The organism is Vibrio splendidus (genome assembly GCF_002873455.1).
Taxonomy (GTDB): domain Bacteria; phylum Pseudomonadota; class Gammaproteobacteria; order Enterobacterales; family Vibrionaceae; genus Vibrio; species Vibrio splendidus_J.
This window is the reverse complement of record NZ_MCUN01000021.1, coordinates 19,446-40,458: the sequence shown is the minus strand read 5'-3', so window position 1 is coordinate 40,458 and position 21,013 is coordinate 19,446. Positions and strand designations below refer to the sequence as shown.

The window sequence follows — 21,013 nt, the reverse complement described above, 5'->3', positions numbered from 1 at the left end:
GTAAGGAGTTAATTTGGCTAAGAAGTATTATGTGGTTTGGAAAGGTCGTACACCGGGTATTTTTACCACTTGGAATGAGTGTAAATCGCAAGTTGATGGTTTTGCTGGTGCGAGATATAAATCGTTTCCAACATTAGGCGAAGCTGAATCTGCTTTCGGTGGTAAAACGTCGTCAGTGTCAGGTTCTACGTCTGCTAAGTCAAGCTCTTCAGGTAAGGTGACTAAAGCGAAGGTTCCGCCGCTTTCGGAGCAGCAAATCACTGATATGCCTTTTGATATCAAGATTTTTACTGATGGCGGTTGTGAGCCAAATCCAGGTGAAGCCGGTACAGGCTTAGCGGTGTACCTGAACAACGATTTAACTGAGTTATGGTACGGCCTTTATCAGCCAATGGGTACGAACAATACCGCAGAACTGCAAGGTTTGAAGCAAGCATTTATAATTGCAAAAGAGAAACTGCAAGCTGGCTTGTCGGTTGCAATTTATAGTGACTCAAAATACTCGATTGACTGTATTACCAAGTGGGCAACGGGCTGGGAGAAAAAAGGCTGGACCAAGCCGGGTGGTGAGATCAAAAACCTCGACATCATTAAACCTGCGTATGCTCTCTACCAAGAACTGGCTTCGAAAATTACCATCTATCATGTGAATGGTCACGTTGGCATTGAAGGCAATGAATTGGCCGATAGAATGTCGATTGTGGCTATTTCATCGAAAGAACAAGAATTAGCTCAATATCGTGATATCGAAGATATTGAGTCTATTTTGGCAATGCGAGCAGGCTAGCTAGGCTTCTTAATGGGAAGTTACTGAAAACTGAAGGTGCCCTTTATCGGGCAGCTCTAAGTTGAGCGTTACATTTCAAGTTAATGTAACGCTCTGTTCTGTTCTGTTCTGTTCTCTTGCTTAGTGCTTAGTGCTTAGTGCTTAGTGCTTAGTGCTTAGTGCTTGTTTCTTAGTTGCTTAGATATAAGTTACGTTAGTATTAATTCCTAGTGAGCTGGGTCCTCTATCCAACGAGATAATTGCTGAGCTTGTTTTATCGAGTTAAAACTGTCTTTCACTCTTTGCCGTGCCTTTAATCCCATTGACGCTTTATCATTGCTGCTTAGCTGCGAAAAACGCTCAATCGCTTCTCTTAGTTCTTCGACGCTTTTTTCATTGACTAAAAAACCCGTTTCCGGAGTAACGATCTCTTTGCACCCCATGATGTTTGTTGTTATCACCGGTGTTCCGACGGCCATTGCTTCTTTTAGTACCAGAGGTCCGGTATCGACACATCCCGTTTGAGAAAAACAGAATGGGGCGATTAAACTGTCGTAGTGGGATAGATTCTCTTTCACCCAATCATGAGGTTTTGCTCCCAGGAACGTCACGTTTTGAGCTAACCCTTGCTGCTCAACTTGTGCGACTAGCTGCTCTTTTAACTCCCCAGTACCTACAATATCCAAATGAATGTCTAATGGCTGAGCAATGGGTGCAAGCGCTTCAATTAGGTGGTGAATCCCTTTTTGTTCAACTAAGCGTCCCAGAAAAACCAAGCGTAGTTGCTTTTCTTCGGTTTTGGGCTGCATAGGGAATTGTTTAGTGTTAACCCCACAATGAAGAAGTTTTACGTTGCCCTTCGCGAGTTCATTGAAATCTCTTTGCATGTCTTTGCACACGGCAACGACAAAGTCACTCGATGATATTTTGTGTTCGATGTCATAAGCGAACTCATAAACATCATGGCCATGTGCAACAAACGAGCAGGTAATGTTGAGTAGCTTGGCCGCGACAATGGCATGCGCAGCGGTGTGTTGACAAAAATGTGCATGAACATGGTTTATGTCTTTCTCCGCAAGTTGTAACGCCAACTTAAACCCGTAGGCGAACAGTGATTTTTTGGGCATGCTGGTTTGCTTGGAAACAAATGAAAGCGCTTTAACAAAACCTAGCCAGTTGATATTGATAATTTTGCCTGCTCGAACGTCCTTGCCTATTTTCACGATGTCATAGTCGAAAGCTTTTTCACTCTCTTCTACTTTGAAAGCCATTACACATACTTGATGTCCGCACGCCTTTACTGAATCCACTTCTGTTTGAATGAAGGTCTCGCTGAGTACAGGATAGGTCGGCGCTACAAATGCTACTTTTTTCATCTTTTGCTCCATTTATTGAGGCCACTATAAGGGAGCAAGCAAAATACGAACCAAGATGAAATGGTATTCAATGAGAGGCTTTTCACTGGTTCTCTTGTGATTGGCGTGTTGAGGCGGTTGGTTTTCTCAAAATGGTAATCAAATTGGATATTGGGGCTTTCTAGCCGAAGTGCTTGGTCGTCATTTTGAGAACATGTACGTAGGTTGTTGATATTAGGTCAATTTAATAGTGAGATATCTTCGGCACAGGATATGCAATGAAGCTGTACAACGTATAAGTTAGAGAGCGTCACTATGGCTAAAGTTAGTATTGTTATTCCTACCTATAATTGTTTGGACTATCTTCCGAAAGCAATCGGCAGCGTACTCAAGCAGACTCATCAAGACGTCGAATTGATCATTGTTGACGACAATAGTAACGATGGGACTTCAACTTATCTTGCTTCCATTCACGACGAACGCATCGTTAAACTCGCGACGTTAGGAGTGGGAGCTCCTCAAGCCCGGAATCTTGGAATTGAAAAGGCAACTGGCGAATTTATCGCTTTTTTAGACGCTGATGATTTTTGGTTCCCTGAGAAACTTGAGCGACAACTTGAGTTTCATCAACGACACTCTGAGTTGGCGATGAGTTTTACTAATTACCAACATCTGACGGAAGATTACCAAGCGATTGTTGACTGCTTCAGTTACTGGTCGCAATTTCAAAATAAAGATGAGTTATTCATCAATATTGAGAACCCTTTAGAGTTCATTATTGAAAACAACGTAATTGGCACATCAACGGTAATGGTAAAAGCGGACGTGTTCTCTCAAACCGACAGTTTTAATGCTGATATTAAGTATGGGGAAGATTGGGAGTTGTGGCTCAGAATGAGTGAAAACCACCAGATTGGCGTGCTGAACTCGGTACAGGTCGGTTATTTGATGAGATCGACCTCAGTGACTCAAACGGAAAGTCTTAAGTTAAGGAATTTACAGTCCATAGAATCGATTCTTCAACGTTACCAAAATGACAGCGAACGTTGGAATGTACCGACTTCTAGTTTTAAGGTAGCGAAGGCGAGAATATTAGAGGGTTACGCTGATTATTATCGCGGCTTACAACAGAATAGACAGGCCATTGCTTACAGTTTTCGCTCTTTGGTTATGGCTCCGCACAAGCGAACGTTACGACACCTAATAGGAGACTGTAAGAGTTTCCTAACGCCTGCATTGTAAGGAAGCGGTGACCACTATGGGTTCATTAAAACAGTCGGCCTATTACGCCATCGGCATCGTGATGATGAAAGGGATCTCATTAGTGATGATTCCGTACATTACTCATAGGATGACGTTAGCAGAATATGGTTCTCTCGAAGCGATTGTCTTGTTAGCCGACATTGGAACGATACTGTTCAGTTTTGGAATTGTTGAGGCAATGTATCGATATGTGGGCGTGGCTGAGAGAGAAGAAAAAAGAAAGCTTATCTCAAACTGTTTTACGCTGAGCGTTTTAGTCTGTGTACTCGGCGGTGCTTTAATTGCTCTCAGTATGCCGTTATTGATATTTATGCTTCCCGTAGAGTTTCAGCCGTACCAAATTCTCCTTCTTCTTATCCCTGTCATGCTCGACGGAGCGATTTCTATTCCGCTTACCTTAATGCGAATGAACGCGATGGCGAAACGTTTTTGCTTGCTCAATGTCTTGAAAGCCGGTGTTCAAGCCACGATGACTTTTGCGCTGCTTGAGGCTGGATATGGGATTGATGGCGTGTTGATCTCATCGGCGGTATCTAGCGTGTTACTCATGGTTTGTTTAGTGCGTTATCAGTGGCAAGAGATGGGAACCTTTGGCTGCTTCAAATACTCAGCCAAAATCCTAAAGTTTGGACTGCCTGCTTTGATGGGTGGGGCGTCAATGTACATGATCACAGGGTTAGACCGTTGGGTGATGGCGAGCTTTGTTGGGGTGGAAGAACTGGCGATTTATGCGGTCAGCGGCAAATTTGCATTGCTGCTTGGCTTGTTGCTACAGCCTTATGCGCTTTGGTGGTTCCCAAACCGTGTCGCTATGCTTCAACAACCGGGAGGTAGCAAAAAGTGTGCTGATAGTGCCTTAGTCGGAGTGAATTTCGCGATTGTTTTGGGCTCTTTGATGATTCTAACGGTGCCCGGTTTTATCGATTTGATTTTGCCAAGCAGCTATCAATATGCAGGTACCATCGTCGTCGCATTGCTTGCTATTAGTGTTATTAAGAACGCTGGTGATTATTTGAACTTAGGTTGTTTTAGTGGTGACTCAAGTCAATCACAAATGTGGGTCCAAGGTGGCTGCGCGGCTTTGGCGGCCGTTGGTTATTTAACGGTGACGCCAAATTACGGATTGTGGGGCGTAGTTGTCGTTCTGTGCGTTACTTACCTGATGCGATTACTACTCTTGTATTTTGTCAGCCAAACAATGGAACAATTACCTTATGATCATAGTAAGTGGATTGTTGCGCTTAGTATTGCCGTCTTTGCAATCGTTTGTGACCGACTGTTAGGGTTGGTTTTCGTTGATGTTCATGACTTTATTTTAGGAAGCTTTGTGGCAGTGATGACGCTTGTGGCCTTTATTAAATACTCGGTCATCATGATCCCTCAGGCGGTGCTTGATAGGTTCACGTCAAACAAACATTCACAGGTAAGTTGACATCACCTCCTATTCAGAACTCGAATATTTCTAAGTCAATGAATCAGAAGTCTTAGAAATTTCAAATAAAACACTGTTCATAATGTTTATGGTTAGATAGTATTCATAAGCTCGGTGAATATTAACTATGGAAAGAATTATGAATAAGTGGATTGTACTTTCAGCTCTGTTTTCGACCTTCTCTTACGGTGCCTTAGACCTTTCTAATTCTGATGTATCAGCGGGAGACTTTGATGTACCAGAAGCCATCTCGTTGGAACAACAAAACATCGTATGTGAAAGTGTTGTTTGTAATTCTGTCTCTGAACCTAAATCTGTTCCGGTTGTTGGCGATGTACCTGAACGCGAGCCGAATCAAACGTTAGAAACTCTCGCGAGTGCGATTTATATCGTCGGTGAGATTGGGGTTGCGGAGAATCTATCTACGCCAGAATACGAGCAATTCTTCGAAAACTAATTCAAAGGGTGTGGTAGAGGATTGGCACAGCTTTCAAGTGTTACTATAAAAGATTTTAAATGCTGTTATAAAAGGTAATATTGCGTCAAAAGATTCAATAACCTTGGCATATTGTAACTAGGAAGCCCCAATGGAAATATGGAAGTTACTGCTATTTATCCCTGCCTGTTTTGCGCTCAACATGACGCCGGGCCCGAACAATTTACTGTCAATGAATAACGCCAGATGTTATGGGTTTCAAACTGCTTTAGTCGCAGGGCTAGGAAGAATTGTCGCCTTTGCAGGCATGATTGCCTTGGCTGCATCAGGGTTGGCGGTTGTACTTTATACTTCTGAAACCTTGTTCTTTTTGATCAAGTTATTTGGTGCAATGTATTTGTTGTGGATTGCATTTAATTTATGGCGCTCACAAGCTAGCCCTATTGTAGGTGTTGAACGCAATAAAAATACGTTCGGTCTCGTAAAACAAGAGTTTGCTCTTGCCGCTGGAAACCCCAAAGCGATCCTCATCTTTACTGCCTTTTTACCTCAGTTTGTCGATGTGTCATTCAATGTAAACTCTCAGTTTTTTGTTTTAGGCAGTACATTTTTAGTGTTAGAAATACTCGCGATTTCTATTTATGCTGCTTTTGGTTTGTACCTACGAAATTGGTTTTCGAAGCCTCAAATGGCCAAGCGCTTCAATAAAGCCTGCTCGGTTTTCCTTGCGCTATCTGGTCTCAATTTATTACTGAGCCGTCAGTAGCTCTCATTTTGCTTGTTTAGTTTATCGTTAATCTTTTAAGGTCTATCTATGAATGTTGTTTGTGCGAAAAAGCAAGAACTGGCTGATATTCATCAATTAGAACTAGCCCTGTTTGGTGATCATGCCTATCCGTTGTTTTTCTTTCGTCAGGTATTTGATTGCTGGGGGAAGGGCTTGTTGATAGCAAAACAAGAGTCGAATGTCGCAGGCTATGTGTTGATGACGCCAACGGACAAACCACAAGAATATTGGATTCTGTCACTGGCCGTTGATGGTCAATTTAGAGGTATGGGAGTGGGACGTTCGTTGATGGAACAGGCGTTAGCGACATTGCCTGAAGACTCCAAGGTGTTACTTACCGTTGATCCAAATAATGCGTCGGCTTGTGCACTTTATTCGTCTATGGGTTTTGTCACCATCAAAGAAGAAGAAAACTACTTTGGGGACGATGAAGCAAGACTGGTAATGCAACTCATCATCTAGCTTCTATTCCATTTTTCTTTCTGGGCAACGCACCTAAGAACACTCTCATGTTAGCATCACGATACCGTGCATTAACACGACACTAGAGGTGAGCCGAGTTCTCATTTCAAAATAGCCTTCAGGGCCTTCGCTTTGATTTTCTTCTCTCATCGACCTTTCCGCTCGCCAAACCGTAGTATAGCCAATGATGAGGATCAGAGTGGTGAGAAACTCCTTTTGTTCCCCAAGTAGCACGGCTAACCACGCGACTAACACAATCACGTTACTTAGAATCAGAGCCTTATTGCTTGATTGGCTTTCGAAATTTTCGATGCCACTTCCCCACAAAATACCCGACAAAAAACTCAATATGACTACGCTGTAGGTGATGAAGAGTGTCTCGCCGCTTAAACTGAAAAAACGGCTATCTGTCAGCGCTAACAATAAGCCAAACAAGAAAGGAATTAATCCCATGTAGCCAAGTTTTGCCATGGTGTTACTTGTTTGAGTTGTCTCCATATAATCAGACCTCATAGCTGCTGCTCAATCGCATTTTTGAGTGTCGCACTCACTGGTGATGTGGAGCTAGGGAAGGTTGCCACCACTTTACCTTCTTTGCTGATTAGGAATTTGTAGAAGTTCCATTTGGGCGTCACACCTGCTTGCTGCTGTATTTCTGCAAACACAGGGTTAGCGCTACTGCCAGATAGTGATGCTCGCGCCATCATCGGAAAGGTAACACCATAGTCGAGGTAACAAATTTTGGCTGACTTCTCTTCGCTTCCTCTGTCTTGGCGAAAATCGTTGCTTGGAAAGCCGACAACCGTGAAACCTTGGTCTTTATAGGTTTGATGCAACTGCTCGAGTTGTTCGTATTGAGGGGTAAAACCACATTGGCTGGCGGTGTTGACGACCAAAAGGGTTTTACCTTGAAACTCTTCACACAGCTCTATCTCTTCGTTTGAATTTAACAAACGTTGTTTGCCGTCGAGTATCTTAGGGCAACTGGCTGCAAAAGCTACAGAGCTCGTTAGGCTCGCAATCAGGGCGGTGGAGTAAAGCAGTGAACGTTTCATAGGTTTGGCTCATTTTAGTTAGCGTAACTGTAAGTACTCTTGCGCAGCACGAAATGATCACTCTGCTAATCATTAACCGTCACTATTTATGGGCTAATTAAGTGGCATCGCTGATGAGATACGAAGCAACTAAACGACGTATATTTACTTTTGCCCCAAGGCGAGCGGCTAACAAGTACATGCCCCCAATTTTACGATGCAGGAACAGGGCATCGGCAGGTGGAGTATGCCAATACTCTTGTTCCATGCTGAGTATGGTTCCGGCCTCACGAAGACGTTGAGCTAAGCCACTGGCTTTGAAGTCGTACTCTTTATCAACAAGCATTGGCTCGCAAGCCATTGTTACTAAGTTAAGAATAGCTTGGCGCTGATCGGGGAGAATCGTCTCGCTAAAAAATCCAATTTGTTCTAATGCTTGATTGAGCCCTTTTTCATCGCTGTTTACCACAGAGGTAAAGGCCAAACGATAGCCATCACTGAAGCGATCGCTGTATTCACGCGTTGCCCCAAAATCCAGAAGCCCAATCTGGCGAGTTTTTTCAACGTAGAGGAAGTTGGCGAAGTTGGGGTCGGTTTGCACCATCTTAAAATCGAACAATTCCCTGAACATGAGTTCGAGCAAGCTGCGCATGACAAAATCACGAGTACTTTGATCGTAACCTTCTATTTGCTCTATCGAGACACCTTCAATGAAGTCCATCGCGAGCACTGATTCTGAAGACATTTGAGGGTGAATCTTAGGCACGACGAAGTGAGCGTGTTCTTTCAGTGCATTATGGTAACGTGTCGCGTAGTCAGCCTCACGAGCATAATCTGCTTCATCATGGAGCTGTTTCTTTGCTTCTTCTAAGAAGCCTTTGTAATCGACAGATTTGGGTATCAACCCAACGATGTTGAGCAATGTGCCTACGTTGTCCACATCACTGTCGATGCTTTTTCGAATGCCTGGATATTGGACTTTGATGGCAAGTTTGTCTCCCGCATCACTGTAGGCTTGGTGAACTTGTCCGATGGACGCACTGGCGATAGGTTTAAAGTTGAAGGAAAGGAATTCGGCTTTCCAGTTGATGCCGAGTGAGCTTTCTAACACTTGGTTGAGCTGCTTTGTTGGCAGTGGGTCGGCGTCTGAGCGTAGGCGAGAGAGAATGTCGGCGAGTTCAGGTTCGAGGACGTCGCCCGCGTCCATTGATAACATCTGCCCAAGCTTCATGGCAGCACCGCGCAGGTGGGCGAGTTGATCAGTCAGGCGTGCAATGTTCTGCGGGGTGAGTAATAAGTCTTTTGCTTTGGGCCTGTTGCCTTGTGCGAGTTGCTTGGTACCTTCCGTTATCACATTGCCCGCGACTCTTGTCGCCAGCGAGGCGAACTTGCTGAATCTGGAAATTCGATGTGTAGGAAGGTTTCTCTCTTTTGCCGGCATAAACTTCTCTCTTGGTTAACAAGACGTGTTGCGAAACTTCATTGCGCCAAGTAGCTGCGCCAAAATGAACTTAAAGTCATTACGAGCAGATATCGCATTTGGATGACTATCAATCAAAATAACGCCATTGATCTACTAGGGATACTGTAGCTTTGATTTTTAAGGAATAACGAACCAAATAGCGCAGTCGTGGACAAGGTCGAAGTTCTATAAAATGCTAACCTCGCGTTCCTTTAATTGTGTTATGTTGCATAGCTAGCGTGAATTAAATAGCTAGTATGAATTCAATAGCTAGTATGAATTCAATAGCTAGTACGAATGTAGAGATAAAAGAATAAGGGTATTAAATGAAATTTATTTGGTTAAAAGTCGCTGTCACAGTAATGGTTTTCGCTGCGTTATTTGGCCTAGTGTATTACAAGGTAGCAAGCGGTATGTCTTGACCTGAAATTTGAGATGGTTTTTCGTTTTCTATCTTGAACAGCTATTTCCGTTACAGCGTGATTTTCCTGTTAGCCAAAACGAGACCTTGTATCGATTTTTTGCAAATCGTAAGTAACACCAGTCAGCAAAAGGTTTGAACACAGGCCAACGTAATGGCGCATATAACCAACCTTTCCCCACCAGGTTCCAAGCTTTGTAAGTCACATCTAAGCCTAAAATCAATTCCCCGTTCTCATCTAATGCGTGCAAAATGGTGTTGGCCGCATCGGCATCAATCTGAGGGTAATCTGAAAAGGCTTCGCTGTAGATATCGATGGTTTGTATCTTTTTCTTAGTATCATGCTTGGCAAGCGCCGCCATCTCTTTAGCGCACAATGGACAGGTACCATCGTAAAATATCGTTAATTCAGTCATCACTTCATTATCCTTTTTATCAAACCTTTTCTTACGGTATCACTTATTAGGTGGATCATTTTGCTCAGTTATCCGACACTGTAATGGCGACGACTGTTCAACAATATTACCTCAAGGTCAAATCTGTTCCATGCCAATATATATTAAGAGTTTTTCCCCAATGACAACTAAGTTACTCAACCGTTTCATTATTGCCTTTACTGTCCTTATGCTGAATGGCTGTGTTAGCTACAGTATTACAGAGCAAGAGATGACGGAGTACCTGCAAGATTCAGTGATGCTAGAGCAAGAGGTTGGTGTCCAAAGTGTTATGTATGCACAAGTCGCTGTTGATGAACTAGAGGTTCAAATTGGTCGAACGGACAGCCAACGAGTTTCTGTTTTGGCCAATACCAATGCGAAAGTTCAGATATTTAACATGCCAAACATGGGGTTAGATTTAGACATTGAGTTCAGTGCTATTCCTGAATACGACAAAGAAAGTGGTGAAGTGTATTTGAAGTCGTTGCGCCTAGAACGCTTTGATGAAAAAGGGCGACAGCTTTCTCCTGAAGTCGAAAAACTGCTTAAACCTGCTGTATCCATGATTGGTTTTGCTTTGTCTCAGTCTCCAGTTTTTAAGTTAGATAGTAATAAGGTGCAAGAGTCGTTGATTAAATCTTCTGAGCCTAATCTGGTGATTAAAGATAATAAGTTGGTTATTGAGTTGTTTGACTAATTCGTTTTAAATTCGGACCTGCATTATGGCTATCTTTCGGGTAGCCATTTTTATGACCTCAGTTAATTATCACCTCACTTTATTGTCAATCACATAGCCATCAATAACATAGTTACTAATCATATAGTTACTCATTACATCGTTGCCAGTCACTTTATTAAAATCAGATCGTTACCATTCAAAATAGTGAACGCTTAAATCGTTGATGCTCTCATTCAAAGTTCTGCCTTCTTAATTGGTGAAGACAGTAAGCTGTGGTTATGATGAAGTTAAAGTGAACTTCATTTATTTGTGATTACCAAGGATAGGGTAACAATGAGAAACATCGTATATTTGACGATAGGGCAGTTATCGGAGCGCAGTGGTGTGGCTCCTTCGGCACTGCGCTTTTATGAAACCAAAGGGTTGATTGCTTCGATTCGCACTAACGGTAATCAACGTCGTTATCAGTCTGCGATGTTGAGACGAATTGCTTTGATACAAGTCGCGCAGTCGATAGGTTTTACGCTGGAAGAGATTACGGAAGAGTTATCTACCTTACCAATGAATCAAACTGCGACTAAGCGAGATTGGGAACGAGTTGCGAAGAAGTGGCAAGGACAACTCGACAGCAAGATGGCACAAATCCGTTCGTTACAAGAGAATCTAACCGGCTGTATCGGCTGTGGTTGTTTGAGCATGCAGAAGTGCCATTTACTGAACCCTGAAGACATCCTGCACGACCAAGGACAGGGCGCACAACGCATTGTCGATTAGTACCTGTTCCTTGGTTGTTTGTCGTTCTGAGTTTAACGAGTTCGTAATTCATCGAATCCAACACACTCGATGTGGTTGTCGCTGAGCCATTGTTTCAACGATTTACTGGTTAAGAGATTGTATTCTTCCACTCTCTTATCGTCATAACCAGATAGTGATTTCAGTTCTTCACTCACAGAAAACGATGGGTGACACATCAACTCTACGGTGCTGTTAGGCATGGTAGTTTGGTAGCTCAACAGAATATCTTGCAAGTTGCTCAGGGAGATTCCTTGATCAAAAAATCGCATATCAAAAGCGTCTGGTGTAGGCACCAAAAGTGAACCTTGCCCACTTATAATGTTGTCGATGCGCCTTACTGGCAAGCCGATAGTATTTGCTGTTTGAGTAAACGCCGCTTTGAGAGGTTTGAATACACCACCAAAATGATGGCTGTCGATATGATTGATCTTTAAACCGGCATTGATGGCAGCTTGATACTGCGCGTTAAGCTCCAGCACAACCTCATCTTCGACCACATCGGCTTTGTTAAATAAAACCGCCTTATCTAAGAAGTTACCTTGGTCATTCACCAAACTTGGTACTAACTCTGGTGCACTAAGAGGTTTGCCTGAAGTAACCGTAAAGTGCAAGCCAACTTCTGGAACCAAACCTTGATGGTAAAGATCGATGGCGTGTTGTGTGCCCGGTTGGTTCATCATGATGGTGGTTGATTTCACCACGCCTGCTTTGAAGCACTCAACAATGCCATGGTTTACCGTTTCAGTGAGACCGAAATCGTCGGCGTTCAGTATTAGTTTCATCGTGACCTCTGGTGACTAAAATGGATTGTGAACGATCTGGATTAACCTAATTTTGATTGGGCTCATGTACATAAAGTTACTGTTCATTTTGTGCCAATCGATGAGCAAACGCAGGCATGAAGTCTAGGTTCTCTCGAATCGTTTCTTGTAATGCTTCATCAATATGAGAACCACTATCGACGATAGGGTTCAGAATCAAAGCACGCTTAGCTAATGCAATATCCCCTGTCATGGCCGCTTTAACGGTTAAGGTTTCAAACTCTTTCATTTGTTGTATGAGACGAAGTGTATCGTTATCAAAGGGTTCGACGTTCAGTGGAAGAATCGCACTGTTGGTGATAACAGAGCTGACTTCTACCGCGCAGTCATCAGGAAGTCCTTGAATCGCACCATTGTTGCGTGTGTTGACGTGCATGATAGAACGCTTGTTGTTGTGAATACTGCTCATCAGTTCACAAGCTGCTTCAGAATAATGAGCTCCGCCTCTCTCTTCTAATAGTTGTGGTTTGGTATCTAGCATTGGGTCTCGATAAATTTCGAGCAGTTGCTGTTCCACTTTCGCAACCAGATCAGCACGATTTTCGCTCTTTTCCGACGCCGCAAACTCTTTGTCTAGAATATCTCGTGACTGATAGTAGTAACGTAGGTAAGCACACGGCACCAGATTCAATGATCGAATCAACTCGGCATCCCATTCAAATGGTGGGATGTTCTTGGGCATCATTTGGTCATTGCCACCGAGGAGTTGCTCAATCACTTCTTGGAGTTTGTCTTCGCCGTTATGAAGCACCTTTCGAGCCCACACAAGGTGATTTAAACCTGCGATTTGCATGGTGATGTCTTCGCGTTCAGCGCCAAGCATTTTTGCTGCACCACGTTCCATGTTCACGGGGATATTACACAAACCGACCGTTTTGATTGTTGAGTGCTTAATTAAGGCTTCGGTCACCATGCCTGATGGGTTAGTAAAATTGAGCAGCCATGCATTCGGGCAAAGTACTTCCATCTCTTTTGCGATTTCTAAAGCAATGGGTATGGTTCGACAAGCGTTAGAAAAACCACCTAACCCGTTAGTCTCTTGGCCTATCATGCGATATTTAAGTGCAATTCTTTCGTCGCATAATCTTGCTTCTAACCGACCTGCTCGAAATTGAGAACAGACAAAGTTTGCGTCAACGAGCGCCGCTTTTCGGTCTGTCGTAAGGTGTACCGTGATATCACAGTTGGTTTTTTTAATCATTCGCTGCGTTAAATCGGCAATCACTTGCGCTTTTTCCATGCCTTCTTCGATATCGACCAGCCAAAGATCGGAAATAGGTAATTCGTGATAGCGTTTTAGTAAGCCTTCGATGAGTTCAGGGGTGTAACTTGAGCCACCACCAATCACCGCGACTTTTAGTTTTTGTTTTTGCATCATTTTACTCACCATTATTATTTAGATTACATGGTTTAATCTATATGATGAATAAGTACACCGACAAACCACTATCGATGATTTATGTATTAGTGAGGTTAATCTATGGGCTTGTTTGAGAATCGCCAACAAACGCTGTCGCTGTTGCACACATTCAGTGTTTCGGCCAAGCATTTGAGTTTTACTCTTGCTGCCGAAGAACTATTTCTGACTCAAGGTGGGGTCAGTCATCGTATTAAAAAACTAGAACAACAATTGAAGTTCAACTTGTTTGTTCGTAAGACGAGAAAGCTTGAACTCACGCCCGAAGGGCAACGCGTTCTGGCTATGTTGAATGTCTCTTTCGAATCTATTTTTTCTGAGCTAGTGGACATTCAAACCGGAGAGCTGAGCGGGGAGTTGTACATCGCCACCTCGCCTTATTTTGCGTCCTCTTGGTTGATGCCTCGTTTGCCTGAGTTTAGAAAACTGTACCCAAATTTAAGCATCAAACTGCAAACCAAGCAGAACCAATCTGATTTTCAGTTTGAACCTTATGATGTGGCAATTTTCTACAGCGAAGGTCACTATCCGAATCATTATAGTGAGCGGCTATTTACAGGCTTGAGAGCGCCGGTTTGTAGCCCTGAATATGCTGAAAAATTCAATCTAGAAAAGGGAATGCAGCATTTAGAGCGCATTCAATTTATCCACAGTGGGGATGTTACGGCATGGCAACGTTGGTTACATGAAGCCCAAAGCGATGTGGATTGTACTTTGCAATGTGATTATTACAGCGATAACCGCTTGGCGATGGATGCTGCAATGCTATCAATGGGAGTGGCACTAGGGCGTCTAGAATTTATGAAGCCGCAGATTGACCAAGGTTTGTTAATTACCCCATTTATGAGTATGGAATCTGGCAAAGGGTATGACCTAGTGTGTCCTAAAGGAATGGATCAACGTACTAAGTTTCAAGTGTTTGCTCAATGGGTTAAGCAACAGTTGTGACCGAATAGCATGCCTAGACAAACGCGACTTATAGGTCTAGTTTAAATGGTTCTTTCAATAGCAGAAGAGGTTAGTTATGTTCAGCCATGTTTTTCTCGGTACTGAAAATATTGAACGCGCAAAGTCTTTCTATGATTCGATCATGGCGGTACTGGGCTACGGTGAAGGTTCTGTAGATCCTAAAGGACGTTGTATCTATGTGAGTAAGACGGGTGTTTTGGGTTTGACCAAGCCAATTGATGGTCAGCCAGCAACACACGGCAATGGTATGACGGTAGGTTTTCTTGCGTCTTCACCTGAAGCTGTCGATGAATGGCATCGCATCGGTGTTGAGAACGGTGGTACTAGCATTGAAGGTGGGCCGGGTATGAGAGGGACAGACGAACGTCGACTCTATATGGCTTATTTACGAGACCCTGATGGAAATAAGATCTGCGCCACTCACTTTATGCAATAGTGTGAGTATGATTGGATCGTGTTGATTCTTAAGATAAGTTGATCGCTAAGACAAGTTTATGACTAAGGATAACTTGATTATTGCTAGGGGCAGGCTAGATGACACCAAATGAATTGTTTTATGAAAGCTTTGAACGTTGCAGGATTGACCAAGAGTTCTTGGAGACTTTTCTGGAGGATTTTTGTGAGCATAATCCTAGGTTTTCAGAACGTTTTGAAAACATAGGGTTAGAGCAACAAACGAAAATGCTTAAAGCCTCAATCATCCTGATTTATAACTCTTCTGGCCTGTCAAGTGTACGAAACTCGGTGAAAAGGCTGGGTAAGCAACACAAAGACTTAGGGATGGATATCTCTGAACAAGAGCTCAATGAGTGGTTCAATTCATTGCTTAATACGGTTAAAAAGTACGACCCGCATTATAACGAGCAAGTTGAGCAAGCGTGGACAGAAACGCTTGATACTGGCCTCAAGATCATGAAGCAAGAGTGTGTTGTACCACATCCTGTGAGTCAGTAGGTAGGTCATCAAAAGTTCTGTGGAAAGTAGACTTCATTAAAAGGTAAGCCATGAACCAGGCTTACCTAAATTCTTAATCTATTGATTCCTAATCAAAAGTGAGCAGCCCAACCGATCAAGAAACCTTGCGAGGCTGTATCGTATTCGAAAGTACCTTTGTTTTCGTAATCAACCCAAGTAGATTTGTACGCGAGGTTCAGATCTGACCAACTGTTTATTTGATAACGTGCCCCAGTTAACAAGGACGAAGTAAAGTCAGTGTCGCTACCCATCCCTATGTCGATACTCGTATGCACTGTCCAATCTTTGTTAAGTTTTTTTGTCCAACGAACACCGATAAGGTAATCAACCCAATCTTCCTCTAAAGACCTAGAGTTCAGGGTTGTCCCATTACTTGTATAGAGCTTTGAATCAATGTCGTTGTCCCACCAACGTAGCCCAACCATGTAGTCAATATTACCGAAGTCATACTGATAGCGTTTAAAACCTTTTGCTTCTAACACACCTTGTCTGAGCTCTAGTTTGCCATTAAGAATTCCGGCACTGCCGATGATCGAATCGGACTTACCACTAAGCTTCATGTAACTGTAATCGATGTAGTAACCCCATTGATTGTCATAAATTCCTTCTAAACGAACCATCGCCGTCATATCGATATGATCCATGATGAACGAGGGATCGATATCAACGTCTGTAGAAAAGTTACCTATAGTGCTGTCACCGTGGATGTTGAGCGCGAGAGCGTAAATTTCGAAGCTGTGTTGCCATTGTACTGTGCTTGCTGGTTGAGTTGCTTGTTGAGCATTTACTGTCGAGCTAACCACCAACGCTGATGCAATTAGGTAATGCCATTTAGCCATATTGATATCCCTATCCCAAGTTTGTAAAACACACCATAAATGTATGTATTAATTATCCATTTTCTTTATATGCAACTTGTACATTTTTGATTGTAGACTATGTTTTTTATTAAAGAGGCAAATTTAAAGAGTGAGGGTATGAAACAACAGAGTGCTTTCTTATTAGTCGCCGTTTTGGGCTTAACGCCGATTGCTTTGTCTTATGGTTATGCTCCGGTTATTTCACTGGATTACCTATTTGGTATCGATGCTAGTCCTATCAACGTGACTCATATATTTCGTGCAGTAATGGGGCTGTACTTGGCACTGGCTTTATTTTGGATTAGTGGTGCATTGATCAAGAAATATCGGCTGCCAGCGCTTTATAGCTTGGTGGTTTTTATGTTGGGTTTAGCTGCAGGTCGAGTCATCAGTTTAGTGTTGGATGGTATGCCTCACTGGTTACTTTTCGTCTATTTACTATTGGAGCTTGGCTTTGGCTTGGTAGGAATAAAAATGATTCACAATGAACAATCTGAAACAGTATAAGGACATTATATGAAAAGGATTTCCCATCTTCTTACTCTGAGTTTGTTGAGTGGCTTTTCACTCTCAGCATGGTCAGCCCAAGAGCAACCCAATATTTTTGTTATCTTTACCGATGATATTGGCATCTCAAATCTGAGCGCTTATCACAATGGTGTGATGAGCAGTGAAACACCAAATATCGACAGTATTGCCGAGAAGGGCATGCTACTCACTGATTACTATGCGCAACCATCTTGTACGGCGGGTCGCTCCGCATTCCTAACTGGTCAGCTTCCTGTTCGAACCGGAATGCACTCGGTTGGTTTACCTGGTGGTCCGGTTGGTTTAAGTGCGGATACGCCAACGCTTCCTGAAATGCTTAAAACGATGGGGTACGTGACTGGACAGTTTGGTAAGAACCACCTCGGTGATAGAGATGAATTTCTTCCAACAATGCATGGCTTTGATGAATACTGGGGTTGGTTGTATCACTTGAATGCGATGGAATACACCGAAGATCCAGATTGGCCTAAAGATGGATCGCTAGATGCATTTGCGCCTCGTAATGTGATTTACTCAAAATCCGATGGCAAGGGCGGACAAACCATTGAAGATGATGGTGCACTTTCGATTGAGCGTATGCGTACACTGGACGACGAAGTTAACAAGCACGCGATCAATTTCATCGAGAGAGCCGTTGAAGCGGATAAACCATTCTTTACTTGGTACTGCCCCTCTCGTGGCCACGTATGGACGCATCTTTCTCCTGAATACGAAGCTATGCTTGGTCAAAATGGTTGGGGACTTCAAGAAGTTGTCATGAAAGATCTTGACGATCATGTCGGTGAAATGATGGCCAAAATGGAAGAGTTAGGCATCGCTGAAAACACTATCATCATTTTTACTGCTGACAACGGCCCTGAAATCATGACGTGGCCGGATGGTGGTATGACACCATTTCGCGGTGAGAAAGGTACAACTTGGGAAGGCGGTGTAAGAGCGCCTGCATTGGTAAGTTGGCCGGGTAAAATTCCCGCGGGTAGTGTAGGAAATGGTACCTTTGACGGTATGGATTGGCTACCAACCTTGATTGCAGCTGCGGGTGGTCCATCGGATCTGAAAGAGAAGATGTTGGAAGGTCATGATGGCTTTAAAGCGCACCTTGATGGCTACAACCAAGTTGATATGTTGACGGAAAAAGGCGAATCAAACCGTAAAGAAATTTACTACTACGAACGAGACAAGCTACAAGCCGTCCGAGTTGGTGATTGGAAAGCACACTTCGTAGTTCAGAATCATGGTTGGAGTGGTCCTAAAGAAGAGCTTAACGCACCTTTGCTCTTTAACTTACGTCGTGATCCTTATGAAAGAGCGGCAGAAGAATCAGGTATGTACTTAAAGTGGATGGGACAGAAAATGTGGGCGTTTGGTCCTGCTCAAGCAGCGATTCAACAACATTTAGCCACATTTGAAGAGTGGCCTCCTGTTACGCCTGAAAGCTCCGCTCAAAACAGTGGTGGTGTCGGAAATTAAGTAGCTTTTGATTTAAAGTAATATGGGAAATACAGCCTCTTATAAAAACAAGTTGCTTAGAAAATAAAAAATCCCGTTACTCTGTCGCTAGAGTAACGGGATTTTTATATCTGGTTGTTTGCTAGTTAACTTTCAGCGTGGTGTTACGCTCTACAAATTGAACAGGAACCATTAGCTTTACTAAGCTAGTGTCTTGCTCTTGAATTTGGCTAACCACAATTTTTACTGATTCGCGCGCTAGGCGACGGAAATCCTGCTTAAACGTCGTCAGTTGGTAGTTGAGCCATTGAGTTTGTGGAATGTCATCAAAACCTATCACTTGTAGGTCTTCTGGAATTCGAAGTCCAAACTCCAAACGAGCCACATCCATGACTGCCATTGCAAGGTTATCTGTCGCACAGAACACGGCTTGCGGGTGAGAAGCTTCATTGAACATTGCACGGATGATTTCTAACGAATCAAGATAGTCGTAGTCAGCTTCAATCACACGAGCTTGTTTGCCCGTTAGGTCTTCAAATTCAGTGCAGAAACCGACCTGACGCTCGCCATTGGTAAATGTTGGAACATTACCTGTCACATAAGTTGCTGACTTTATTCCAAGCTTATGGAAGTGTTGGGCGGCAAATTGCCCCGCGGCGTAGTTATCACTCACCACATGGCTACTTTTGGTGCCTTCAACAACACGTGCGTATTGAACGATAGGGATGTCGAACTCTTCGCACTCTTCATAAAGTGACTTGTTGAATGTCGCAGAGGCCGCAATCACACCATCGACTCGATATTGGAAGATGTTTGGAATCGAATGGTTGTCATTGCCATCGACTTGCCAAGGAATCAATACCGCAGAGTAACCCTGTTTTTGAAGTTCAGTAGAGATAAGTTGCAGAGTCTTCATGTGGATAGGGTAGTCAGCGTCTGGGAAAACCAAACCAATCAATTTGGATTCGTTTGTCGTCAGGCTGCGTGCAAAGGCATTGGGACGATAATTCAACGACTTTGCTGCATCGAACACTTTTTGTTTAGTCTTTTCAGACACCGAACTGCCCGGCACAAATACGCGAGATACAGTTGATTGAGAAACGCCAGCAAGCTTAGCGACATCTTTTGAAGTGACGGTTTGTTTCGATGAAGTGGAGTGTTTTGGAGAGTTCATAGACCATACTTTGGAACCAAATTGACTGCGCACAGAATACCATAATTAGGTACGTACTCATAAAGTAATACTAAGGAATAGACTGAAAAATAAGGAATATTGATTATTCTAAATTTAATGTTGGGTATAACCCATTATTTGTATTAACTTAAAAGTGCACTTATCAAAAAGCTCTGCACAAGAGCAGAGCTTTAGATTACGAATTTACTCATAAAATGAGTGACATACCGCTAAGTTATTAGACTGTTAAGCCAAAAGCCAAAAGCCAAAAGCCAAAAGCCATTAACTGTTAGCTATTAGAAGTAGTAACGGATACCCGCAGCAAACTGGTCGTCATTGTTTTCGTAATGGTTACCCACTGATTTGTCGTTACCGTTATCGATTTGGTATTCCGTCCATACTAAGAACTTGTTTTTCTTAAAGTGGTACTCAAGACCAGGGATAATAAGCTGACGATCGTAGCCATTAGCATTGTCGTCTGTGTCCGTTAAGTAGTTAACGTTAAAGGTTGGACGCAGACCGTTTTCAAAGTGGTAATAAGTGAAGAATTCAGCACCACGGTGGTCGTAGAATTCAGCTTGGCTGGTGGTTTCCCAGTTTGAACCTTGGCTATAGGTGAAGCCAACAAATAGACCGTTGCTGGTGTAGTTCACACCTAACAAACCGATGCGCTGTGTATCACCATCTTTGATGCTTTTAACGCCAGCATCAACATCGTCGAATTCATTTTGATGGTAAGCCAAACCTATGGTTAAGCCATCCATCACAGTGTAAAGCGTTGACGCACCCATACCGTTTTTCAGCGTTGCTGTTAAGTTGTTAGCTAGGCCAACATCTTCACGAGTGGTTTGATAAGTGAAGCCGTATTTCCAGTTATCGCTAATGTTGTTGCGGTAAGTGATTGAATTTTCTGCACGACCTGTACCTGAAGCAATGCCCCAGTCAGACAGGTTGTAATAGCCTGAACCACGTGAACCAAATACACGGCCCATATCGGTAAACCAAGCTACGTCATAGAAGGTTGACCATTGCTTAGTACCCGCCGCAATCTTGCCGTATTTCTCGTGCTCTACGCCAGCGTATAGAAGTCGGTCGTAAATATTGTCGCCGTTAGCACCCGAGTTGTAACCCCATTCGGCATGGCCAAAGCCAGTCCAATCGTTGTCTAGCCCCATTTGGCCTTTAAGGCCGAAACGAGAACTACCGCTGTTCCATTCGCCGTTGTGATCGCCACCTTTATCTTGGTAACGAACGTCAAAGCGTCCATCTAAAGTAAGGCTGTCGCCCGCGTCATTGGTAAAAGTGTGTGCAGCAAAAGCTGAACCTGACGTAAGTGCCGTTAGGATCACTGCAGAAAGTATCGACTTGTTCATTATTATTCTCTTTATTCAGGCCGTAGAAAGCCGCCGTGCTTTCAAGCCCGTTATATAGGTAATGGTTTGGCAGGGTGTGCCCATCCGTGAGGCACAA

At 43.3% G+C, this 21,013-nt stretch carries 23 protein-coding genes; 13 read left to right on the top strand and 10 right to left on the bottom strand.

Annotated elements, in window-relative coordinates:
• Positions 1-13 precede the first annotated feature (13 nt).
• Positions 14-787, top strand: coding sequence for a ribonuclease H family protein (locus BCU75_RS16985; protein ID WP_102474524.1), 774 nt, complete (start codon positions 14-16; stop codon positions 785-787).
• 206 nt (positions 788-993) lie between these two features.
• Here BCU75_RS16985 and BCU75_RS16980 read toward each other — a convergent pair whose 3' ends face one another.
• On the bottom strand, positions 994-2,142 hold the full coding sequence (locus BCU75_RS16980; protein ID WP_076676883.1) for a glycosyltransferase: 1,149 nt from the start codon (positions 2,140-2,142) through the stop codon (positions 994-996).
• Between the two features lie 294 nt (positions 2,143-2,436).
• Here BCU75_RS16980 and BCU75_RS16975 point away from each other — a divergent pair, with 294 nt between their 5' ends.
• The 5 genes from BCU75_RS16975 to BCU75_RS16955 all read left to right on the top strand — a co-directional run bounded on the left by BCU75_RS16975 (position 2,437) and on the right by BCU75_RS16955 (position 6,501).
• A complete protein-coding gene (locus tag BCU75_RS16975; protein ID WP_102474523.1) occupies positions 2,437-3,363 on the top strand; it encodes a glycosyltransferase family 2 protein in 927 nt (308 codons plus the stop codon).
• Positions 3,364-3,379: 16 nt separating this feature from the next.
• The gene (locus tag BCU75_RS16970) at positions 3,380-4,816 is read left to right on the top strand and encodes a lipopolysaccharide biosynthesis protein (RefSeq protein ID WP_102474522.1); all 1,437 of its coding nucleotides are present in this window, start codon (positions 3,380-3,382) and stop codon (positions 4,814-4,816) included.
• Between the two features lie 139 nt (positions 4,817-4,955).
• Positions 4,956-5,273, top strand: a complete 318-nt coding sequence (locus tag BCU75_RS16965; RefSeq protein ID WP_102474521.1) for a hypothetical protein — start codon at positions 4,956-4,958, stop codon at positions 5,271-5,273.
• A 130-nt stretch (positions 5,274-5,403) separates the two neighbouring features.
• A complete protein-coding gene (locus tag BCU75_RS16960) occupies positions 5,404-6,018 on the top strand; it encodes a LysE family translocator (RefSeq protein WP_102474520.1) in 615 nt (204 codons plus the stop codon).
• Positions 6,019-6,066: 48 nt separating this feature from the next.
• Positions 6,067-6,501 (top strand): GNAT family N-acetyltransferase, encoded by a 435-nt coding sequence (locus BCU75_RS16955; RefSeq protein WP_102474519.1) that lies wholly within the window; start codon positions 6,067-6,069, stop codon positions 6,499-6,501.
• 45 nt (positions 6,502-6,546) lie between these two features.
• On the opposite strand, the gene BCU75_RS16950 is transcribed toward BCU75_RS16955, so the two are convergent.
• From BCU75_RS16950 to BCU75_RS16935, 4 genes are all read right to left on the bottom strand, one after another.
• Positions 6,547-7,014 (bottom strand): DUF3429 domain-containing protein, encoded by a 468-nt coding sequence (locus BCU75_RS16950; RefSeq protein WP_102474518.1) that lies wholly within the window; start codon positions 7,012-7,014, stop codon positions 6,547-6,549.
• Entirely contained in the window at positions 7,011-7,556 is a 546-nt protein-coding gene (locus BCU75_RS16945; RefSeq protein ID WP_102474517.1) for a glutathione peroxidase, read from the bottom strand. The genes BCU75_RS16950 and BCU75_RS16945 overlap by 4 nt, the downstream gene beginning before the upstream one ends.
• Before the next feature lie 97 nt (positions 7,557-7,653).
• Entirely contained in the window at positions 7,654-8,976 is a 1,323-nt protein-coding gene (locus BCU75_RS16940) for an ABC1 kinase family protein (protein ID WP_102474516.1), read from the bottom strand.
• A 471-nt stretch (positions 8,977-9,447) separates the two neighbouring features.
• Positions 9,448-9,834: a thiol-disulfide oxidoreductase DCC family protein gene (locus tag BCU75_RS16935; protein WP_102474515.1), complete on the bottom strand. Its 387-nt coding sequence runs from the start codon at positions 9,832-9,834 to the stop codon at positions 9,448-9,450.
• Between the two features lie 160 nt (positions 9,835-9,994).
• Here BCU75_RS16935 and BCU75_RS16930 point away from each other — a divergent pair, with 160 nt between their 5' ends.
• Positions 9,995-10,552 carry a DUF1439 domain-containing protein gene (locus BCU75_RS16930; protein ID WP_102474514.1) on the top strand — a complete coding sequence of 186 codons (558 nt, stop codon included), beginning with the start codon at positions 9,995-9,997 and terminating at the stop codon, positions 10,550-10,552.
• Positions 10,553-10,867: 315 nt separating this feature from the next.
• Entirely contained in the window at positions 10,868-11,308 is a 441-nt protein-coding gene (soxR, locus tag BCU75_RS16925; RefSeq protein WP_076676861.1) for a redox-sensitive transcriptional activator SoxR, read from the top strand.
• 32 nt (positions 11,309-11,340) lie between these two features.
• On the opposite strand, the gene BCU75_RS16920 is transcribed toward soxR, so the two are convergent.
• Both BCU75_RS16920 and BCU75_RS16915 read right to left on the bottom strand, forming a co-directional pair.
• Positions 11,341-12,111, bottom strand: coding sequence for a carbohydrate deacetylase (locus BCU75_RS16920; RefSeq protein WP_102474513.1), 771 nt, complete (start codon positions 12,109-12,111; stop codon positions 11,341-11,343).
• A 76-nt stretch (positions 12,112-12,187) separates the two neighbouring features.
• Positions 12,188-13,528, bottom strand: a complete 1,341-nt coding sequence (locus tag BCU75_RS16915; protein ID WP_102474512.1) for a 6-phospho-beta-glucosidase — start codon at positions 13,526-13,528, stop codon at positions 12,188-12,190.
• A gap of 102 nt (positions 13,529-13,630) precedes the next feature.
• Here BCU75_RS16915 and BCU75_RS16910 point away from each other — a divergent pair, with 102 nt between their 5' ends.
• The 3 genes from BCU75_RS16910 (at position 13,631) to BCU75_RS16900 (ending at position 15,490) form a co-directional block, all read left to right on the top strand.
• A complete protein-coding gene (locus BCU75_RS16910; RefSeq protein ID WP_102474511.1) occupies positions 13,631-14,515 on the top strand; it encodes a LysR substrate-binding domain-containing protein in 885 nt (294 codons plus the stop codon).
• Between the two features lie 76 nt (positions 14,516-14,591).
• Positions 14,592-14,972 (top strand): VOC family protein, encoded by a 381-nt coding sequence (locus BCU75_RS16905; protein ID WP_076676853.1) that lies wholly within the window; start codon positions 14,592-14,594, stop codon positions 14,970-14,972.
• Between the two features lie 98 nt (positions 14,973-15,070).
• Entirely contained in the window at positions 15,071-15,490 is a 420-nt protein-coding gene (locus tag BCU75_RS16900; protein ID WP_102474510.1) for a globin, read from the top strand.
• A gap of 92 nt (positions 15,491-15,582) precedes the next feature.
• On the opposite strand, the gene BCU75_RS16895 is transcribed toward BCU75_RS16900, so the two are convergent.
• Entirely contained in the window at positions 15,583-16,350 is a 768-nt protein-coding gene (locus tag BCU75_RS16895) for a hypothetical protein (RefSeq protein ID WP_102474509.1), read from the bottom strand.
• A gap of 138 nt (positions 16,351-16,488) precedes the next feature.
• Here BCU75_RS16895 and BCU75_RS16890 point away from each other — a divergent pair, with 138 nt between their 5' ends.
• Both BCU75_RS16890 and BCU75_RS16885 read left to right on the top strand, forming a co-directional pair.
• A complete protein-coding gene (locus BCU75_RS16890) occupies positions 16,489-16,878 on the top strand; it encodes a DUF4345 domain-containing protein (RefSeq protein ID WP_076676847.1) in 390 nt (129 codons plus the stop codon).
• Positions 16,879-16,887: 9 nt separating this feature from the next.
• Positions 16,888-18,390 (top strand): arylsulfatase, encoded by a 1,503-nt coding sequence (locus tag BCU75_RS16885; RefSeq protein WP_102474508.1) that lies wholly within the window; start codon positions 16,888-16,890, stop codon positions 18,388-18,390.
• 121 nt (positions 18,391-18,511) lie between these two features.
• Here BCU75_RS16885 and BCU75_RS16880 read toward each other — a convergent pair whose 3' ends face one another.
• Complete coding sequence (locus tag BCU75_RS16880; protein ID WP_076676843.1) at positions 18,512-19,543, bottom strand: LacI family DNA-binding transcriptional regulator; 1,032 nt, start codon at positions 19,541-19,543, stop codon at positions 18,512-18,514.
• A gap of 296 nt (positions 19,544-19,839) precedes the next feature.
• The gene (locus BCU75_RS16875; RefSeq protein ID WP_102474507.1) at positions 19,840-20,916 is read right to left on the bottom strand and encodes a porin; all 1,077 of its coding nucleotides are present in this window, start codon (positions 20,914-20,916) and stop codon (positions 19,840-19,842) included.
• Positions 20,917-21,013 lie beyond the last annotated feature (97 nt).

What these genes read in the sequence shown, in the direction of transcription:
- BCU75_RS16980 (WP_076676883.1), bottom strand. Translation starts at nt 2,142, where the DNA reads ATGAAAAAAGTAGCATTTGTAGCGCCGACCTATCCTGTACTCAGCGAG.
- BCU75_RS16975 (WP_102474523.1), top strand. Translation starts at nt 2,437, where the DNA reads ATGGCTAAAGTTAGTATTGTTATTCCTACCTATAATTGTTTGGACTAT.
- BCU75_RS16970 (WP_102474522.1), top strand. Translation starts at nt 3,380, where the DNA reads ATGGGTTCATTAAAACAGTCGGCCTATTACGCCATCGGCATCGTGATG.
- BCU75_RS16965 (WP_102474521.1), top strand. Translation starts at nt 4,956, where the DNA reads ATGAATAAGTGGATTGTACTTTCAGCTCTGTTTTCGACCTTCTCTTAC.
- BCU75_RS16960 (WP_102474520.1), top strand. Translation starts at nt 5,404, where the DNA reads ATGGAAATATGGAAGTTACTGCTATTTATCCCTGCCTGTTTTGCGCTC.
- BCU75_RS16955 (WP_102474519.1), top strand. Translation starts at nt 6,067, where the DNA reads ATGAATGTTGTTTGTGCGAAAAAGCAAGAACTGGCTGATATTCATCAA.
- BCU75_RS16950 (WP_102474518.1), bottom strand. Translation starts at nt 7,014, where the DNA reads ATGAGGTCTGATTATATGGAGACAACTCAAACAAGTAACACCATGGCA.
- BCU75_RS16945 (WP_102474517.1), bottom strand. Translation starts at nt 7,556, where the DNA reads ATGAAACGTTCACTGCTTTACTCCACCGCCCTGATTGCGAGCCTAACG.
- BCU75_RS16940 (WP_102474516.1), bottom strand. Translation starts at nt 8,976, where the DNA reads ATGCCGGCAAAAGAGAGAAACCTTCCTACACATCGAATTTCCAGATTC.
- BCU75_RS16935 (WP_102474515.1), bottom strand. Translation starts at nt 9,834, where the DNA reads ATGACTGAATTAACGATATTTTACGATGGTACCTGTCCATTGTGCGCT.
- BCU75_RS16930 (WP_102474514.1), top strand. Translation starts at nt 9,995, where the DNA reads ATGACAACTAAGTTACTCAACCGTTTCATTATTGCCTTTACTGTCCTT.
- soxR (WP_076676861.1), top strand. Translation starts at nt 10,868, where the DNA reads ATGAGAAACATCGTATATTTGACGATAGGGCAGTTATCGGAGCGCAGT.
- BCU75_RS16920 (WP_102474513.1), bottom strand. Translation starts at nt 12,111, where the DNA reads ATGAAACTAATACTGAACGCCGACGATTTCGGTCTCACTGAAACGGTA.
- BCU75_RS16915 (WP_102474512.1), bottom strand. Translation starts at nt 13,528, where the DNA reads ATGATGCAAAAACAAAAACTAAAAGTCGCGGTGATTGGTGGTGGCTCA.
- BCU75_RS16910 (WP_102474511.1), top strand. Translation starts at nt 13,631, where the DNA reads ATGGGCTTGTTTGAGAATCGCCAACAAACGCTGTCGCTGTTGCACACA.
- BCU75_RS16905 (WP_076676853.1), top strand. Translation starts at nt 14,592, where the DNA reads ATGTTCAGCCATGTTTTTCTCGGTACTGAAAATATTGAACGCGCAAAG.
- BCU75_RS16900 (WP_102474510.1), top strand. Translation starts at nt 15,071, where the DNA reads ATGACACCAAATGAATTGTTTTATGAAAGCTTTGAACGTTGCAGGATT.
- BCU75_RS16895 (WP_102474509.1), bottom strand. Translation starts at nt 16,350, where the DNA reads ATGGCTAAATGGCATTACCTAATTGCATCAGCGTTGGTGGTTAGCTCG.
- BCU75_RS16890 (WP_076676847.1), top strand. Translation starts at nt 16,489, where the DNA reads ATGAAACAACAGAGTGCTTTCTTATTAGTCGCCGTTTTGGGCTTAACG.
- BCU75_RS16885 (WP_102474508.1), top strand. Translation starts at nt 16,888, where the DNA reads ATGAAAAGGATTTCCCATCTTCTTACTCTGAGTTTGTTGAGTGGCTTT.
- BCU75_RS16880 (WP_076676843.1), bottom strand. Translation starts at nt 19,543, where the DNA reads ATGAACTCTCCAAAACACTCCACTTCATCGAAACAAACCGTCACTTCA.
- BCU75_RS16875 (WP_102474507.1), bottom strand. Translation starts at nt 20,916, where the DNA reads ATGAACAAGTCGATACTTTCTGCAGTGATCCTAACGGCACTTACGTCA.